The 16,440-nt window shown below is 63.6% G+C and carries 17 protein-coding genes and 1 riboswitch; of the genes, 16 read left to right on the forward strand and 1 reads right to left on the reverse strand.

Going from position 1 to position 16,440, the window contains the following annotated elements:
• Window positions 1–73 precede the first annotated feature (73 nt).
• On the forward strand, window positions 74–1,543 hold the full coding sequence (locus P3T22_RS25285) for a glutamate synthase subunit beta (RefSeq protein ID WP_063497515.1): 1,470 nt from the start codon (window positions 74–76) through the stop codon (window positions 1,541–1,543).
• A 301-nt stretch (window positions 1,544–1,844) separates the two neighbouring features.
• Here P3T22_RS25285 and P3T22_RS25290 read toward each other — a convergent pair whose 3' ends face one another.
• A complete protein-coding gene (locus P3T22_RS25290; RefSeq protein WP_063498105.1) occupies window positions 1,845–3,596 on the reverse strand; it encodes an ABC transporter ATP-binding protein/permease in 1,752 nt (583 codons plus the stop codon).
• Window positions 3,597–3,962: 366 nt separating this feature from the next.
• Window positions 3,963–4,086, forward strand: a riboswitch (TPP riboswitch).
• A 229-nt stretch (window positions 4,087–4,315) separates the two neighbouring features.
• Here P3T22_RS25290 and P3T22_RS25295 point away from each other — a divergent pair.
• The 15 genes from P3T22_RS25295 to hisG all read left to right on the forward strand — a co-directional run bounded on the left by P3T22_RS25295 (window position 4,316) and on the right by hisG (window position 16,427).
• The gene (locus P3T22_RS25295) at window positions 4,316–5,446 is read left to right on the forward strand and encodes an FAD-dependent oxidoreductase (protein ID WP_429326484.1); all 1,131 of its coding nucleotides are present in this window, start codon (window positions 4,316–4,318) and stop codon (window positions 5,444–5,446) included.
• Between the two features lie 89 nt (window positions 5,447–5,535).
• Entirely contained in the window at window positions 5,536–5,733 is a 198-nt protein-coding gene (thiS, locus tag P3T22_RS25300) for a sulfur carrier protein ThiS (RefSeq protein WP_063497513.1), read from the forward strand.
• Window positions 5,734–5,772: 39 nt separating this feature from the next.
• Window positions 5,773–6,588: a thiazole synthase gene (locus P3T22_RS25305; protein WP_063498104.1), complete on the forward strand. Its 816-nt coding sequence runs from the start codon at window positions 5,773–5,775 to the stop codon at window positions 6,586–6,588.
• The gene (gene thiE, locus P3T22_RS25310; protein WP_429326485.1) at window positions 6,585–7,688 is read left to right on the forward strand and encodes a thiamine phosphate synthase; all 1,104 of its coding nucleotides are present in this window, start codon (window positions 6,585–6,587) and stop codon (window positions 7,686–7,688) included. The genes P3T22_RS25305 and thiE overlap by 4 nt, the downstream gene beginning before the upstream one ends.
• Before the next feature lie 94 nt (window positions 7,689–7,782).
• Window positions 7,783–8,604 carry an ABC transporter ATP-binding protein gene (locus P3T22_RS25315; RefSeq protein ID WP_063497512.1) on the forward strand — a complete coding sequence of 274 codons (822 nt, stop codon included), beginning with the start codon at window positions 7,783–7,785 and terminating at the stop codon, window positions 8,602–8,604.
• Window positions 8,601–9,368, forward strand: coding sequence for a lipid asymmetry maintenance ABC transporter permease subunit MlaE (mlaE, locus tag P3T22_RS25320; RefSeq protein WP_063497511.1), 768 nt, complete (start codon window positions 8,601–8,603; stop codon window positions 9,366–9,368). The genes P3T22_RS25315 and mlaE overlap by 4 nt, the downstream gene beginning before the upstream one ends.
• A gap of 91 nt (window positions 9,369–9,459) precedes the next feature.
• Entirely contained in the window at window positions 9,460–10,029 is a 570-nt protein-coding gene (gene mlaD / locus P3T22_RS25325; RefSeq protein ID WP_429326486.1) for an outer membrane lipid asymmetry maintenance protein MlaD, read from the forward strand.
• Between the two features lie 11 nt (window positions 10,030–10,040).
• The gene (locus P3T22_RS25330) at window positions 10,041–11,078 is read left to right on the forward strand and encodes an MlaA family lipoprotein (RefSeq protein ID WP_063497510.1); all 1,038 of its coding nucleotides are present in this window, start codon (window positions 10,041–10,043) and stop codon (window positions 11,076–11,078) included.
• A gap of 114 nt (window positions 11,079–11,192) precedes the next feature.
• Window positions 11,193–11,825, forward strand: coding sequence for an MlaC/ttg2D family ABC transporter substrate-binding protein (locus P3T22_RS25335; protein ID WP_063497509.1), 633 nt, complete (start codon window positions 11,193–11,195; stop codon window positions 11,823–11,825).
• A complete protein-coding gene (locus P3T22_RS25340; protein WP_429326487.1) occupies window positions 11,822–12,124 on the forward strand; it encodes an STAS domain-containing protein in 303 nt (100 codons plus the stop codon). Before P3T22_RS25335 ends, P3T22_RS25340 begins: the two co-directional genes overlap by 4 nt.
• A gap of 294 nt (window positions 12,125–12,418) precedes the next feature.
• The gene (locus P3T22_RS25345; protein ID WP_429326488.1) at window positions 12,419–13,351 is read left to right on the forward strand and encodes an ABC transporter ATP-binding protein; all 933 of its coding nucleotides are present in this window, start codon (window positions 12,419–12,421) and stop codon (window positions 13,349–13,351) included.
• Complete coding sequence (locus P3T22_RS25350) at window positions 13,348–14,103, forward strand: ABC transporter permease (protein ID WP_429326489.1); 756 nt, start codon at window positions 13,348–13,350, stop codon at window positions 14,101–14,103. The genes P3T22_RS25345 and P3T22_RS25350 overlap by 4 nt, the downstream gene beginning before the upstream one ends.
• Window positions 14,104–14,118: 15 nt before the next feature.
• Complete coding sequence (locus tag P3T22_RS25355) at window positions 14,119–14,358, forward strand: BolA family protein (protein WP_063497505.1); 240 nt, start codon at window positions 14,119–14,121, stop codon at window positions 14,356–14,358.
• Window positions 14,359–14,469: 111 nt separating this feature from the next.
• A complete protein-coding gene (gene murA / locus P3T22_RS25360; RefSeq protein ID WP_063498101.1) occupies window positions 14,470–15,732 on the forward strand; it encodes a UDP-N-acetylglucosamine 1-carboxyvinyltransferase in 1,263 nt (420 codons plus the stop codon).
• Window positions 15,729–16,427: an ATP phosphoribosyltransferase gene (hisG, locus tag P3T22_RS25365; protein WP_063497504.1), complete on the forward strand. Its 699-nt coding sequence runs from the start codon at window positions 15,729–15,731 to the stop codon at window positions 16,425–16,427. Before murA ends, hisG begins: the two co-directional genes overlap by 4 nt.
• Window positions 16,428–16,440: the final 13 nt, after the last annotated feature.

Here is a 16,440-nt window from a genome sequence, read left to right on the forward strand (position 1 = left end):
CTTGACTGTTCGATTGTTCGACGCGCGGCGGGTGTAGATCACCTCACCTGATACAGATAGAGAAGAGAACCACATGGGCAAGGCAACCGGTTTTCTCGAGTACGAGCGCCGCCACGAGGCGTACGAAGCTCCGCTCACGCGTGTGAAGCATTACAAGGAATTCGTTGCGGCACTGACCGACGACGAAGCCAAGATTCAAGGCGCGCGTTGCATGGACTGCGGCATTCCGTTCTGCAACAACGGCTGCCCGGTGAACAACATCATCCCGGACTTCAACGACCTGGTGTTCCATCAGGACTGGAAGAACGCGATTGAAGTGCTGCACTCCACGAACAACTTCCCCGAGTTCACGGGCCGCATCTGCCCGGCGCCGTGTGAAGCGGCCTGCACGCTCGGCATCAACGACGACCCGGTGGGCATCAAGTCGATCGAACACGCGATCATCGACAAAGCGTGGGCCGAAGGCTGGGTCGCACCGCAGCCGCCGAAGCACAAGACCGGCAAGAAAGTCGCCGTGGTCGGATCCGGCCCCGCCGGTTTGGCCGTCGCGCAGCAACTCGCGCGCGTGGGGCACGATGTCGCCGTGTTCGAAAAGAACGACCGCATCGGTGGCTTGCTGCGTTACGGCATTCCTGACTTCAAGCTGGAGAAGTGGCTGATCGACCGCCGCATGCGCCAGATGGAAGCTGAAGGCGTGACGTTCCGCGCTAACGTGTTCGTCGGCAAGGCAGATTCGCTGCCGGAACACATCGGCAATACCGCGAAGGAAACCATCACGCCGGCCGAGCTGAAAGAACAGTTCGACGCGGTCGTGATCGCCGGAGGTTCGGAAATGCCGCGCGATCTGCCGGTGCCGGGCCGCGAGCTGGAAGGCATTCACTACGCGATGGAATTCCTGCCGCAGCAGAACAAGGTCAACGCCGGCGACAAGGTCGCGAACCAGCTGCTCGCCAAGGGCAAGCATGTGGTCGTGATCGGCGGCGGCGATACGGGTTCGGACTGCGTCGGAACGTCGAACCGTCATGGCGCGAAAAGCGTCACGCAATTCGAACTGCTGCCGCAACCGCCGGAAGAGGAGAACAAGCCGCTCGTGTGGCCGTACTGGCCGATCAAGCTGCGCACGTCGTCGTCGCATGACGAAGGCTGCTCGCGCGACTGGGCGGTCGCGACCAAGCGTCTCGAAGGCAAGAACGGCAAGGTCGAGAAGCTGATCGCCGCGCGCGTCGAATGGAAGGACGGCAAGATGCAGGAAGTGCCGAACTCTGAATTCGAAATGAAGGCCGATCTGGTGCTGCTGGCCATGGGCTTCACGCAACCGGTCTCGCCGGTGCTCGAAGCGTTCGGCGTCGACAAGGACAACCGTGGCAACGTGCGTGCGTCGACCGAAGGCGACAAGGCGTATTACACGTCGGTGGACAAGGTGTTCACGGCGGGCGATATGCGTCGTGGCCAGTCGCTGGTGGTGTGGGCGATTCGTGAAGGCCGTCAGTGCGCACGTTCGGTCGATGCGTTCCTGATGGGTCATTCGGAACTGCCGCGCTAATGTCGCCGGCTGGTTTCCGCCGGATGGCGTAGAAACCCGCTAATGCTTGCAGGACGAGGTGGAGACGACAAAGCGGTATATAAGCGGTACATAAGCAGTACACCAAAGCGGTAAAAAACAAAGCCGGGCACCTGAGAAGGTGACCCGGCTTTTCATTTTTTGCGACGTGCAGAGCCCTGTCTATGCGTTGGGTCGCAAGTGACGCCCCGCGCCAGGCCGCGAAGTCATTGCGTCTTTTCCGATAGCGGCTCAACGTCAGCCCGTCGAGATAGATCTCCGGCGCTCGCGTTGTTCATGCAGTTCAAGCGGCAATCGCTTCGCCCGAGCGCTCGACGTCGAGCGTTTCGCCATGGAACGCCGCCAGCGATTCGCGATGCGCAACGCTGACGATCGCCGCCTTCGGCAGCCGCTCAGTGAACAGGTGATAGAGACGCGCTTCGTTTTCCGCATCGAGCGCGCTGGTCGCTTCGTCGAGGAACAGATAGTCCGGCTTGTGCAGCAGCACGCGGGCGCCGGCGAGACGCTGTTGTTCACCCGGCGAGAGAACGCGCGTCCAGTGTCCCGATTCCTGCAGGCGGTCGGCGTACTCCGACAGGTGGCAGGTGACGAGCGCTTCGCGGCATTCTTCGTCGGTGTAGGTGTCCGCAGCGGACGGATAGGTGAGCGCGGCTTTCAACGTGCCGATCGGCATGTAGCTGACCTGCGGGATGAACATCATGCGCGCGTTGACCGGTGCGTCGATCGAGCCGTCGCCGAACGGCCACAAGCCGGCGAGCGCACGCATCAGCGTGCTCTTGCCGGAGCCGGACGGACCGCGCACCAGCCAGCGCGAGCCCGGCGTGATTGCGATATCGCGGATGCGCGACAGTGGGTTGCCGTTCGGCAGCGCAAGCTGGAGGCCATCGGTCGAGAGCTTGTCTTCGTCGACGAAATGCAGGTTGATGCCGCCATGCGCGGTGGCGGGCGACACCGATTCCTTCAGACGCGGCGCATGCACGACACGGCTGAATTCACGCAACCGGTTCACGGTAGCGCGCCACTCGACCAGGGTGCCGTAACTGTTGATGAACCACGAAAACGAATCGCTGACGGTGCCGAATGCGCTCGAAATCTGCATCAGCACGCCGAACGTGAACGCGCCCGCGAAGTAACGAGGCGCCGCCACCACCAGCGGAAAGATGATCGCGATCTGACCATAGAAGCTCAGCACGAAGGTGAGCCGCTTGGTGTACTTCATCACCTGCCACCAGTTGTCGCGGATGCGGCCGAACAGCGAGTGGGTGTTCTTCTTCTCGGTCTCCATGCCGTCGTAGAAGGCAATCTGCTCGGCGTTTTCACGCAGACGGATCAAGCCGAAACGGAAATCCGCCTCGACTTTCTGCGCCTGGTAATTGATCGACACGAGCGGATGGCCGACTTTCTGGATGATTACCGAGCCGACTACCGCGTAAAGCGCCGCGGCCCACACCATGTAGCCTGGAATCTGCACCGGCATGCCGCCGAGCGAAACGGTCAGCGCACCGGCCAGCGACCACAGGATCGTGATGAACGAGACCAGCGTGACGACCGTGGACAGCAGATCGAGCGTCAGCGAGAGCGTGGTGGTGGCGAACGATTGCAGGTCGTCGCTGATCCGCTGGTCGGGATTGTCGGCGAGCCGGTCGCGTTCGATCCGGTAGAAGGCGCTGTCGTGCAGCCACTCGTTGAGATACCGCGTGGTCAGCCACTGGCGCCAGCGGAAGCCGAGCATCTGGCGCAGATAGCGGCCGTACACGGCAAGGATGATGAAGCCGAACGCGAGCCCCGAAAACACCATCAGCAGGTGCGGAAAGTCGTGCACGTTCTTGGTCTGCAGCGCGTTGTAGAAGTCGGCGCTCCAGCGATTCAGGCGCACGTTGATCCACACGACGAGCAGATTCATCACGATGATCGCGACGAGCAGCCCCCACGCCGTCTTTCGTTCTTCGGAGACCCAGTAAGGTTTGATCAGGCTCCAGGCGGAGACTTTTTCGTCCGGCGGCAGCACGGGGCTGGAAGCGGTATTCAGTGTCATGAGCATCCTGGTGAAGTGCTGGCCCGTGCCGGGCTGGCCTCAGTCGGGCCGGCCCCACGGCGGGTTTGCGGTGCGTACCCCGGGCGTCGTGCTCGACGAACGCACGTCCGGGCGGGCGCCCGATTCTGGCGCGAAGCCCTTAAGTGAAAATTAATTTCCGCTCAGAGGTGTCGCCTCGATGCCGCCGTCGCGCGGGTGGCGAAGCTTGCAGCCCGCGCCTGGCTCCTGCGGCATCCGATTTTGGCATTGTGCCAGAGCGCCGCCCCCGGCCGTATTGATGAATCGAAGGATGGTGCCGGGTCAAATGCGCGCGACTGCGCAGGCCATTGGTTTGCGGGCGCCGCGCCTTTTATGGTCTAATGACCTTCGACGAAACAGGGGTGCTTTGCCCACAGGCTGCGTGATTCTCACGCAACGGCGGCAAGGCTGAGAGAGACCCTTTGCACCCGATCCGGGTAATACCGGCGCGGGAAGTTTCCGGAAGCAGCCAATCTTCCATTCCCCGCCGGGCGGCGTCCGTCATTGGACTCGCGTATTGCCCGGCCGGCCTCACCCGCCGGTTTCGTCCTGGGTACGTGCGTTTTTGTGCCGTACGGAAAGGATTCGATGACCGCCTATTCTTCATACAAGTGCTTTGCTCCGCGCCACGCCCTCGTCGGCTGTGTCGGTGCGCCGCGCTGTTTTAGCCTTGCTTGCCGTTGCGACTCGGAGTGGGCGCGATGAACCGTTCAGCTCAACCGGATTTCGCCGTGCTCGGCGGCGGGCTGTGCGGACGCCTGGTCGCGTGGCGTCTCGCCGGCCAAGGGTATCGCGTGGCGCTCTATGAGCGTGGCGATGCCGCGGGCTCGCAAGCCGCAGCCTGGGTCGCCGCCGCCATGCTGGCGCCGCTGGCCGAAGCCGCCAGTGCTGAATTGCTGATCACGCGTCTTGGCGCGAGCTCGCTCGACGCCTGGCCGCAAGTGCTGGCCGAATTGCCCGAACCGGTGTTCTTCCAGCGCAATGGCACGCTCGTCGTGTGGCATCACGCCGACCGGACCGAAGCGCCGTTGTTCGAACGCCGTGTGCGCTCGAACGCGCCTGCCGAATTGCTCGACGGCGGCTTCGTCCCGCTTGTGGGTCCCCAGATCGGCGCCGCCGAGCCCGCGTTGGCGGGCCGCTTCAATCAGGGCTGGCTGCTGCCGCGCGAAGGTCAGCTGGATAACCGTCAGGTGCTGGCCGCGCTCGCTGCGGGCCTTGCCCAGCGCGGAGTCGAAACGCACTGGAACACGCCGGTCGACGATCACGCGCTGCCACCCGCGCGCATCACGATCGATTGCCGGGGTTTGGGCGCAAAGCCCGTGCTGCCCACATTGCGCGGTATCCGCGGCGAAGTCGCACGCGTGCACGCGCCCGGTATCAAGCTGACGCGGCCGGTGCGCCTGCTGCATCCGCGCTATCCGCTGTATATCGCGCCGAAGCAGGACGATCTCTACGTGATCGGCGCCACCGAAGTAGAAGGCGAAGACATGTCGCCGGTCAGCGTACGCTCCGCGCTCGAACTGCTGAGCGCGGCGTTTTCCGTGCACCCCGGCTTCGGCGAAGCACGCATCCTCGAACTGAATTCGCAGTGCCGCCCGACTTTGCCGGACCACCGTCCGGCCTTGCTGTGGGATGGCGCGCAGACACTGCGCGTGAACGGCCTGTACCGGCACGGCTACATGATCGTGCCCGAAGTCGCCGATGAAGCCGTGCGCTTCGCCGCGGCGCTGCTCGACGGCCGTATCGGCGACGCCGATGCCTTCGCCGACTGGCAAAGTGCCGCGCGCTGGAGCGAGCTGTTTCAACTGGATTCCACGCGGGAGCCGGCATGAGCGTTGCGCGCCTGCGGATGAAATAACCGCAGGCAATCAAGCGCGCGCCGCGTCGCTTCCTGCCATCGATTGAACCGTATTCGAACACCATGGACATTCATATCAATCAGAAGTCGTTGTCGCTGCCCGAAGGCGCGACTGTTGCCGATGCGCTCGCCGCGTTCGGCGCGCGTCCGCCGTTCGCGGTCGCGTTGAACGGCGATTTCGTTGCACGCACCCAGCATGCGGCGCGCGCGCTGCAGCCGGGCGACAAGCTCGATGTCGTGCAACCCGTGGCCGGCGGCTAAGCCCCGCGCCACGCATTGCCGGAGACCAGGACTATGCAAATGACTTTCCCCCAAACCGCCGACGCGCTCACGCTCTACGGCCAAACCTTCGCGAGCCGCGTGCTGCTCGGCACCTCGCGCTATCCGTCGCTGCAATCGCTATCCGATTCGATCGACGCGGCGCGGCCCGGCATGGTGACGGTCGCGCTGCGCCGGCAAATGAACGAAGGCGGCGCCGAAGCCGGTTTCTTCGATTTGCTCAAGCGCCACGGCGTCCCGCTGTTGCCCAATACCGCCGGCTGCCTGACCGTCGGCGAGGCGGTGACGACCGCGCATATGGCGCGTGAAATCTTCGAAACCGAGTGGATCAAGCTCGAACTGATCGGCGACGACTACACGCTGCAGCCCGACCCGGTCGGTTTGATCGAAGCGGCTGCACAGCTGATCAAGGACGGTTTCAAGGTCCTGCCGTATTGCACCGAAGATCTCGTGATCGGCCGCCGTCTGCTCGATGCGGGGTGCGAGGCACTGATGCCCTGGGGCGCACCGATCGGCACCGGCAAGGGCGTCATCAATCCGTACGGCCTGCGCGTGTTGCGTGAACGCCTGCCGGATGTGCCGCTGATCGTCGACGCGGGCCTCGGCGTGCCGTCGCACGCGGCGCAAGTAATGGAGTGGGGCTTCGACGGCGTGCTGCTAAACACCGCGGTTTCGCAGGCGACCCATCCCGATGCGATGGCGCGCGCCTTTGCGCTGGGCGTCGAAGCGGGCCGCCAGGCTTTTCTGGCGGGGCCGATGGCCGAGCGCGAAAGCGCGCACGCGAGCACGCCGGTGGTCGGCATGCCGTTCTGGCATCAAGACGGGAGCGCCGCATGACGCAAGCTTTGCCTTTGACTGGCCGCGACCTCTTCTGGCCGCCTGCCGACGAACTCACCGAAGCCGCCGAGCGGATCCGCTCCCGCCTGGGCGAGTGGCCGCCGACGCATGCGCCGTGGCGCATCTGCCTGACCGCGCCGGACGAGCCGAACGGTGGGGACCTGATCGTCGTCGCCGACGCGCAGCAGCATGGCGAGCAGGTGGCGCGCCGGCAGGTGCAAGGCGCCGGCGTGATCGTTGCCGCCGAGAATGCGGCGACGCTGCATCTGGGCGGCGAGAAATACAGTCTGGAAGGTCATCTGGCGGAAGACTGGATTCCCGCGCTGGCGGCGTTTCTGGACTGCGGTTTCGATCCGCATGACGCGCTGGTGCTGGCTCTGGCCTGGCGCGACGGCGACGAAACCAAAGCGGACGACGCATTTCCGGCGAATATCGCGCATTTCCCGCGCCTCGCCTGCTTGCCGGCCGCGCCGGCACAGGCGTTCGCGCGTTGTCCCGACCGGCTCGGTCTGTATCCGGTGCTGCCGACCGCGGAGTGGGTCGAACGGGTGGTGGGCTTCGGCGTGAAAACGGTCCAGTTGCGCCGCAAATCGACGGAACCCGCCGACGAACTGAAGCGCGAGATCGCCCGCTGCGTCGCCGCGGGCCGTGAGCACGATGCCCAGGTTTTCATCAACGATCACTGGCAAGCCGCGCTGGAAGCGGGCGCCTACGGCGTCCACCTCGGCCAGGAAGACCTGCATACGGCCGACCTGTCGGCGCTTGCCATGGCCGGCATCCGGCTCGGTCTGTCAACACATGGTTTCTACGAGATTCTGAAGGCGCTGCACTTCCGGCCCAGCTACATTGCGCTGGGGGCAGTCTTTCCGACCACCACCAAGGTCATGCCGACCGCGCCGCAAGGCCTCAAGCGTCTGGCACGGTATGTCCGCCTGCTCGACGGCGTCGTGCCGCTGGTGGCGATCGGCGGGATCGATCTGCAGGTGTTGCCGGACGTGCTGGCGACCGGCGTAGGTTGCGCGGCCGTCGTGCGGGCAGTGACCGAGGCCGCCGATCCGGCTGCGGCGGTTTCGGCGCTGCAACATGCGTTTGCGCAATAATCGTCAAGTTCGGTAAAGGGACAGGGCACCTCACGGCAGCTTTTGCATGATGGCCCTATAATTCGGCCTTCCGTGTAAAAGGACTGTCAGTTTCGTGTCTTCCACCCCCGAGACCTTACTCGAGCTGCGCGACGTCGACTTCGGTTATGGCGACCGGCTCGTCCTGTCGAACCTGAATCTGCGCTTCAAGCGCGGCCAGGTCGTCGCGGTCATGGGCGGCTCGGGTTGCGGCAAAACCACAGTGCTGCGCCTGATCGGCGGTCTGGTGCGCGCCCAGCGCGGCCAGATCCTGTTTCATGGCCAGGATATCGGCCAGCAGACGCGTGAGGGCCTCTACGCGCTGCGCCGCAAGATGGGCATGCTGTTCCAGTTCGGCGCGCTGTTCACCGACATGTCGGTGTTCGAAAACGTCGCCTTCGCGCTGCGCGAGCACACCGACCTCCCCGAAGAACTGCTTCGCGACCTCGTGTTGATGAAGCTCAACGCGGTCGGGTTGCGTGGCGCGCGCGACCTGGCGCCGTCGGAGATTTCGGGCGGCATGGCGCGGCGTGTGGCGCTGGCCCGGGCGATTGCGCTCGACCCCGAGCTGATGATGTACGACGAGCCGTTCGCCGGTCTCGATCCGATCTCGCTCGGCATCACCGCGAACCTGATTCGCGCGCTGAATCAGGCACTTGGCGCGACCTCGATCCTCGTCACGCACGACGTGCCGGAATCGTTCGCGATTGCCGATTACGTCTATTTCCTCGCCAACGGCGGGGTGCATGCCGAAGGCACGCCGGCTGAGCTGCGCGCGTCGGCCGATCCTACGGTGCGCCAGTTTATCGACGGCGCGCCGGACGGGCCGTTCAAATTCCACTACCCCAGCAAGACGCCGCTCGCGGCGGACTTCGGCATCGGCGGAGGTCAGTCATGATCCATTCGCTTGGTCGCCGGGTGATCGACGGGTTGGGCACGGCTGGCTATGCCACGCGTTTCTTCTTCCGGCTGCTGGTCGAGTTTTTCCCGCTGCTGCGCCGGCCGCGCCTTGTCACGAAGCAGATCCACTTCGTGGGTAATTATTCGCTGGTGATCATCGCCGTGTCGGGGCTGTTCGTCGGCTTCGTGCTCGGCTTGCAGGGTTATTACACGCTCAACCGCTACGGTTCCGAACAGGCGTTGGGGCTGCTGGTCGCGCTTTCGCTGGTGCGCGAACTCGGGCCGGTGGTTACGGCGCTCCTGTTCGCGGGCCGCGCCGGCACGTCGCTCACAGCCGAGATCGGCTTGATGAAGGCGGGCGAGCAATTGACCGCGATGGAAATGATGGCGGTGGATCCGGTGAAAGTGGTGGTGGCGCCGCGTCTGTGGGCGGGCATCATTTCCATGCCGATTCTGGCCGCGATTTTCAGCGCGGTCGGCGTGTTCGGCGGTTACGTAGTGGGTGTGCTGCTGATCGGCGTCGACGCCGGCGCGTTCTGGTCGCAGATGCAGGGTGGTGTCGATGTCTGGCGCGACGTGGGCGCCGGGGTCGTCAAGAGTGTGGTGTTCGGCCTCGCGGTGACCTTCGTGGCGCTGTTTCAAGGCTACGAAGCCAAGCCGACGCCGGAGGGCGTGTCGCGCGCCACGACCAAGACGGTCGTATACGCGTCGCTTGCGGTGCTTGGCCTCGATTTTCTGCTGACCGCACTGATGTTCAGCTAAAACTGCGCTGCACGTTTTCGCTCGGCGGGCGCGCCTCGGGTTGCGCGTGACGGGAGCGGGAGCAGCGTGGCGGATTCACTTTGGGATGACGATGAAAAAGACTGTTCTCGACTTCTGGGTCGGCCTGTTCGTAGTGCTGGGTTTCGTGGCGCTGCTGTTTCTCGCGCTGAAGGCCGGCAACATGAGCTCGTTGTCGTTTCAGGCAACCTACCCGGTCAAGCTCAAGTTCGACAATATCGGCGGACTGAAGGCGCGCGCACCGGTGAAGAGCGCGGGCGTGACGGTCGGCCGGGTTGCCTCGATCGGCTTTGACAGTAATGCGTATCAGGCTGTCGTCACGATCGACATCGACAAGCAATATTCGTTTCCGAAAGACACCTCGGCGAAGATCCTGACCTCGGGTCTGCTGGGCGAGCAATACATCGGGCTCGAACCCGGTGGCGACAGCGAGATGCTTAAAGCGGGTGACACGATTTCGATGACACAATCGGCGATCGTGCTGGAAAACCTGATCGGACAATTCCTGTATAGCAAGGCCGCGGACTCGGGCGCATCCAAGCCGGGCGCGGCTTCGGCTGCATCTGCACCTGCTGTTGCCCCCGCCACGGCGCCCGCGCCGGCGGCGCCGACTTCGCCCGCCTCCGGCGCGGCCGGTCAATGAGGAGAATAAAAATGCAGACCCCAGGCAAACGAGGCGTGCGCACCGTCCAGATCGCGACGTTCGCGCTCGCGGCCGCTACGCTCGCTGGCTGCTCGACCGTGCAGACGCCGACCAAGGGCGACCCGCTCGAGGGTTTGAACCGCACGATCTTCACCGTCAACGACAAGCTCGACCAGTACGCGCTGAAGCCAGTCGCGAAGGGCTATGTCTGGGCGACGCCGCAACCGGTGCGCGACAGCGTCACCAACTTCTTCTCGAACATCGGCGACGTCTACATCGCGGCGAACAACCTGCTGCAGTTGAAGATCACCGATGGCGTCGAAGACATCATGCGGATCGTGATCAACACGGTGTTCGGTGTCGGCGGTCTGTTCGATGTGGCCACGCTCGCCAAGCTGCCCAAGCACGACAACGACCTCGGCCTGACGCTCGGCCACTACGGCGTGCCGGCGGGCCCGTACCTCGTGCTGCCGCTGTTCGGGCCGAGCACGGTGCGCGACGCGGTAGGCTCGATCGGCAACTACTATGTGAATCCGCTCAGCTATATTCACCCGGATGGTCTGAGCTGGGCGCTGTACGGCCTGAATGTGATCAACACGCGTGCCAATCTGCTGGGCGCGAGCGATGTGCTGGAAGGCGCCGCGCTCGACAAGTACTCGTTCGTGCGTAATGCGTATCTGCAACGCCGCCAGTATCTGCTGTCGGAAAGTAAGCAATCGCAGGCGCTGCCGAACTACGGCGATGAAGCTCCGCTGCCGAAGTACGACGAGGGGGAAGGTGGTGCGGCTGCTGCCCCGGCAGGCACGCCGGGTGCTGCCGCGAAAGCACCGGCTGCGTCCGGTGCGGCCGCCGCAACGCCGCCGCAAGCTGCTTCGGCGGTTGGCGCCACCACGGGTGCAACCGGCACGGCTGCTGCGCCGGAAGCCGCCTCCGGCAGCGCCGAAACGCCGCCGCTCGATCTGAACGGCGGTCCGGAAACCACACAGATCCCGGCCGGTCAACTGGTCCCGCCGACGCGTTTCAACTTTCCGTCATTTAAATTGCGTTAATTGTGCAGCCGTAACACCTCGATACGACTCTCGCAGTTTGCGCATGGATTGCTGCTGAACTCGCGTGTTAATGTCGCCTCAAACGGTTGCACTATTTTTAAGGCAAGGCTCGATATGAAAAAATTCTTCCTGATTCCGTTGTTTGCTGCGCTGTTCTCGTTCGCTAGTGCTGGTGCATCGGCACAAACTGTCGACTCGAGTTCGCCCGATACGCTGGTTAAGACCGTCACCCAGCAGGTGGTCGACGCGATCCACGCCGACAAGTCGATCCAGCAAGGCGACATCACCCACATCACCAGGCTCGTCAACGAAAAGATCCTGCCGTACACCGACTTCCGCCGCACCACGCAACTGGCGATGGGCCGCAACTGGCGCACCGCCACGCCGGAGCAGCAAGACGCCGTGGTCGAGCAGTTCAAGATGCTGCTGATCCGCACGTACTCGGGCGCGCTCGCCCAGGTCCGCGACCAGCAGATCCAGTACAAGCCGTTCCGCATGAACCCAGACGACACCGACACGGTGGTGCGCTCGGTGGTGATGAACAACGGCTCGCCGATCGAACTCGACTACCGTCTGTACAAGACGCCGAACGGCTGGCGCGTGTATGACATCAACGTGCTCGGCGCGTGGCTGATCCAGGCGTATCAGCAGCAGTTCAACGAGCAGATCCAGCAGAAGGGCGTGGACGGACTGATCCAGTTCCTCACGCAGCGTAACCAGCAACTCGCCGCGGGCAAGCAGTCGTGAGCGAAGTGCTGAACGCCGTCGCAAGCCGCTTCGAAAGCGGCGCGACGCTGACCCATGAGAGCGCGAAAGCCGCGTTCGAGGCGGGTTTGCAGCGTATCGCCGCGGGCGCAACGGGCGTGGATTGCGCGCCGCTCGCGCAATTCGACTCGTCCGCGCTTGCTGTCCTGCTTGCGTGGGAGCGTGCTGCTCAGGCACGCGGCATGGCGTTCGAGATCGTCAACCTGCCGGCTGGTCTCGCCAGCCTCGCCCAAGCCTACGGCGTCGACACCCTGCTGTGTCGACCGGAGTTAGCGCTTTAGCGCTTACTCCGGTCCCATGCAACGCAGTCGACCGGAGTTAGCGCTTTAGCTGTCGACCAGAGTTCGCGCTTTAGCGCGCTACTCCGGCCCCCCGCAGCATGTTTGCTGCGCGCCCCGACATTGACGCTCCCATAGCGTCACTTCCAATCGCCCCGGCTCAGGCGGGGCTGTCGATTTTTGCCCTATAATCAAACGTTTTTCGGGGCATATAACCGGCCCCAATTTCGTCCCTTCCAGCACTTTTGCGCCCCCTCAGGGCTCCTTTAGGCGCCGCTCCGCAGGCGGCCCACAGTCATGTCAGCCATAGAAATTCGTAACGTCAAGAAGCGCTACAAGGACTTGCAGGCGCTCAAGGGCGTCAGCCTCGCGGTAGAAGAAGGCGAGTTCTTCGGACTGCTCGGTCCGAACGGCGCGGGCAAGACGACGCTCATCAGCATCCTCGCCGGTCTCGCGCGCGCCGATGAAGGCAGCATCGCGGTTCGCGGGCACGACGTAGTCAGCGATTTCCGCGGCGCGCGCCGCGCGCTCGGCGTGGTGCCGCAGGAACTCGTGTTCGATCCGTTCTTCACCGTGCGCGAAACCTTGCGCATCCAGTCCGGCTACTACGGGCTGCGCAATAACGACGCGTGGATCGACGAGATCATGGCCAATCTCGATCTCGCCGAAAAAGCCGACGTCAACATGCGCGCGCTGTCGGGCGGCATGAAGCGCCGCGTGCTCGTGGCGCAGGCGCTGGTGCACCGGCCGCCGGTGATCGTGCTGGATGAGCCCACTGCCGGCGTCGACGTCGAGTTGCGTCAAACCTTGTGGAAATTCATCTCGCGCCTGAATCGCGAAGGGCACACGATCGTGCTGACCACCCACTATCTGGAAGAAGCCGAATCGCTGTGCGACCGCATCGCGATGTTACGGCGCGGCGAAGTTGTCGCGCTCGAGCGCACCAGCACGCTGCTGCAGCGCTTTGCCGGCATGCAGCTGTTCCTGCGCTTTGCACAAGGCGTATTGCCGGCGGAGTTGCGTCCGCTCGAAGTGGAAAGCGGCGTGGGCAACGGCAACGGTCGTCAGCATCTGCTGCGGCTCGTGAGCTACGACGACGTCGAGCGGATTCTCGCGCAGTGCCGCGCAGCGGGCTGCACATTCGAAGAAATCGAGGTCCGCAAAGCCGACCTCGAAGATGTGTTCGTTCAGGTGATGAACGGTCCAGAAGTGATCGAGGGGCTGGCATGAGCGGCTTTCGCACGCTGTTTTACAAGGAAATCCTGCGTTTCTGGAAGGTGTCGTTTCAGACCGTGCTGGCGCCGGTTATCACCGCGCTGCTGTATCTGACGATTTTCGGCCACGCGTTGCGCGGTCACGTTCAGGTCTATCCGGGCGTCGAGTACACGAGCTTCCTGGTTCCCGGCCTCGTGATGATGAGCGTGTTGCAGAACGCCTTTGCGAATAGCTCGTCCTCACTGATCCAGTCGAAGATTACCGGCAACCTGGTGTTCGTGCTGCTACCGCCGCTCTCGCACTATGAGATGTTCAGTGCGTACGCGCTCGCTGCCGTGGCACGTGGTCTGGCGGTCGGCTTCGGCGTGTTCATCGTGACGATCTGGTTCGTGCCGATCAGCTTCAGCGCGCCGCTTTACATCATCGTGTTCGCGATTTTCGGCGCGGCGATCCTGGGCACGCTCGGTTTGATCGCCGGCATCTGGGCCGAAAAATTCGATCAGCTTGCCGCATTTCAAAACTTTCTGATTATGCCGCTCACGTTCCTCTCGGGCGTGTTCTACTCGACGCATACGCTGCCACCGGTGTGGCGCGAAGTGTCGCGGCTCAATCCCTTTTTCTACATGATCGACGGCTTTCGCTATGGTTTCTTCGGGGTGTCGGATATCAATCCGCTCGTGAGCCTTGCGATCGTTGCCGGTTTCTTTGTGGTGCTGGCCGTGGTGGCGATGCGCATGCTCGCCTCCGGCTACAAACTGCGCCACTGATCAGGAGCTTCTCTCATGTTGCCGACTCCAGAGCAGGTCAAGCAATACATCGCGGCTGGGCTCGCTTGCCAGCATCTCGAAGTCGAGGGCGACGGTCAGCATTTCTTTGCGACCATCGTTTCGCCGAGCTTCGAAGGCAAGCGTCTGATCCAGCGCCATCAACTCGTGTACGCGGCGCTCGGCGACCGCATGCGCGAAGAAATCCACGCGCTCAGCATGAAGACGCTGACGCCCGCCGAATGGCAGACCGCGTAATCTGGAAATTTAGTGCGAATTACTCAGGAAGGGCGCGACGCCGGCAGCGGCGCGCCGAACACAGTCAAAGCAGTCCCGGTTGAAGTCCGGGTCGATCAGGAACTGACAGGCATGGATAAACTCATCATTGAAGGTGGCTACCCGCTGTCGGGTGAAGTTGTCGTCTCAGGCGCGAAGAACGCGGCGTTGCCGATCCTGTGCGCGAGTCTGCTCAGCGCGGAACCGGTGCATCTGGAAAACGTGCCCGACTTGCAGGACGTGCGCACGATGCTGAAGCTGCTTGGCCAGATGGGCGTGCGCATCGAGAGCGGCGAAGGGCGCGTGTCGCTGGACGCGTCGAAGGTCGATAACCTCGTCGCGCCGTATGAACTCGTGAAGACCATGCGTGCGTCGATCCTGGTGCTTGGCCCGCTGGTGGCGCGCTTCGGCCACGCCAGGGTGTCGCTGCCGGGTGGCTGCGCAATCGGCGCGCGTCCGGTGGATCAGCACATCAAGGGTCTGCAGGCAATGGGCGCCGAGATCACGATCGAGCATGGCTACATCGAAGCGCGTGCGAAGCGTCTGAAGGGCGCGCGCATCGTGACCGACGTGATTACGGTGACGGGCACCGAAAACCTGCTGATGGCGGCGGTGCTTGCCGAAGGCGAGACGGTCATCGAGAACGCCGCGCGTGAGCCGGAAGTCGGTGACCTCGCGCATCTGCTGGTCGAGATGGGCGCGAAGATCGAAGGCATCGGCACCGACCGTCTGGTGATTCAGGGTGTCGACAAGCTGCATGGCGCAAAGCATAGGGTGATTCCGGATCGCATTGAAGCCGGCACGTTCCTGTGCGCGGTCGCGGCTGCCGGTGGCGATGTCACATTGCGCCGCGTGCGTCCGCTGATCCTTGAGGCCGTCACCGAAAAGCTGCGTGAAGCCGGCGTCACGATCGAAGAAGGCGAAGACTGGATGCGCGTGCGGATGGACAAGCGTCCGAGTGCGGTGAGCTTCCGCACGTCCGAATACCCGGCGTTCCCGACCGACATGCAGGCGCAGTTCATGGCGCTCAACACGATCGCGGAGGGTACCTCGCAAGCTGTCGAGACGATCTTCGAGAACCGCTTCATGCATGTGCAGGAATTGAACCGTCTCGGCGCGAGCATCACGATCGATGGCAACACCGCGCTCGTGACAGGCGTCGAGAAGCTGTCCGGCGCGAAGGTGATGGCGACCGACCTGCGTGCTTCGGCGAGCCTCGTGATCGCTGCGCTGCGTGCCGAAGGCGAAACGCTGATCGACCGTATCTATCACCTGGATCGCGGTTACGACCGGATGGAGACCAAGCTCAACGCCATCGGCGCCAAGGTGCGCCGCGTCGCCGGGAGCCAGGCATGAGTTCGATGCCGCAAACGTCGTCTTCGCCGGCCGTGAGCGCACCGCTTACGCTGGCGTTGTCGAAAGGGCGTATCTTCGAAGAGACGCTGCCGCTGCTCGCCGCAGCCGGCATTGAAGTGGCCGAAGATCCGGAAACCTCGCGCAAGCTGATTCTGCCCACGACGGACGCGAACCTGCGGGTGATCATCGTGCGCGCCACAGACGTGCCGACCTACGTCGAATACGGCGCAGCCGACTTCGGCGTGGCAGGCAAGGACGTGCTGCTCGAGCACGGCGGCAGCGGGCTGTATCAGCCGGTCGACCTGGACATTGCGCGTTGCCGGATGTCGGTCGCGGTGGCGGCCGGTTTCGACTACGCGAACGCGGTGCGCCAAGGCGCACGCCTGCGCGTGGCGACCAAGTACGTGGAAACCGCGCGCGAGCATTTTGCCGCCAAGGGCGTGCACGTCGACCTGATCAAGCTGTACGGTTCGATGGAACTGGCGCCGCTGGTCGGCCTCGCCGACGCAATCGTCGACCTGGTGAGTTCGGGCAATACCTTGCGCGCCAACAATCTTGTCGAGGTGGAGGAGATCATGCAGATTTCGTCGCGCCTCGTTGTGAACCAGGCAGCGCTGAAGCTCAAGCGCGCCGCGCTGCGGCCGATCCTCGACGCGTTCGAACGCGCGTCGAAGGCCGGCACTGCGGTGGCCTGAATAGTTTGACCAC

This window comes from Paraburkholderia sp. GAS348 (assembly GCF_050434205.1).
Classification (GTDB): Bacteria; Pseudomonadota; Gammaproteobacteria; order Burkholderiales; family Burkholderiaceae; genus Paraburkholderia.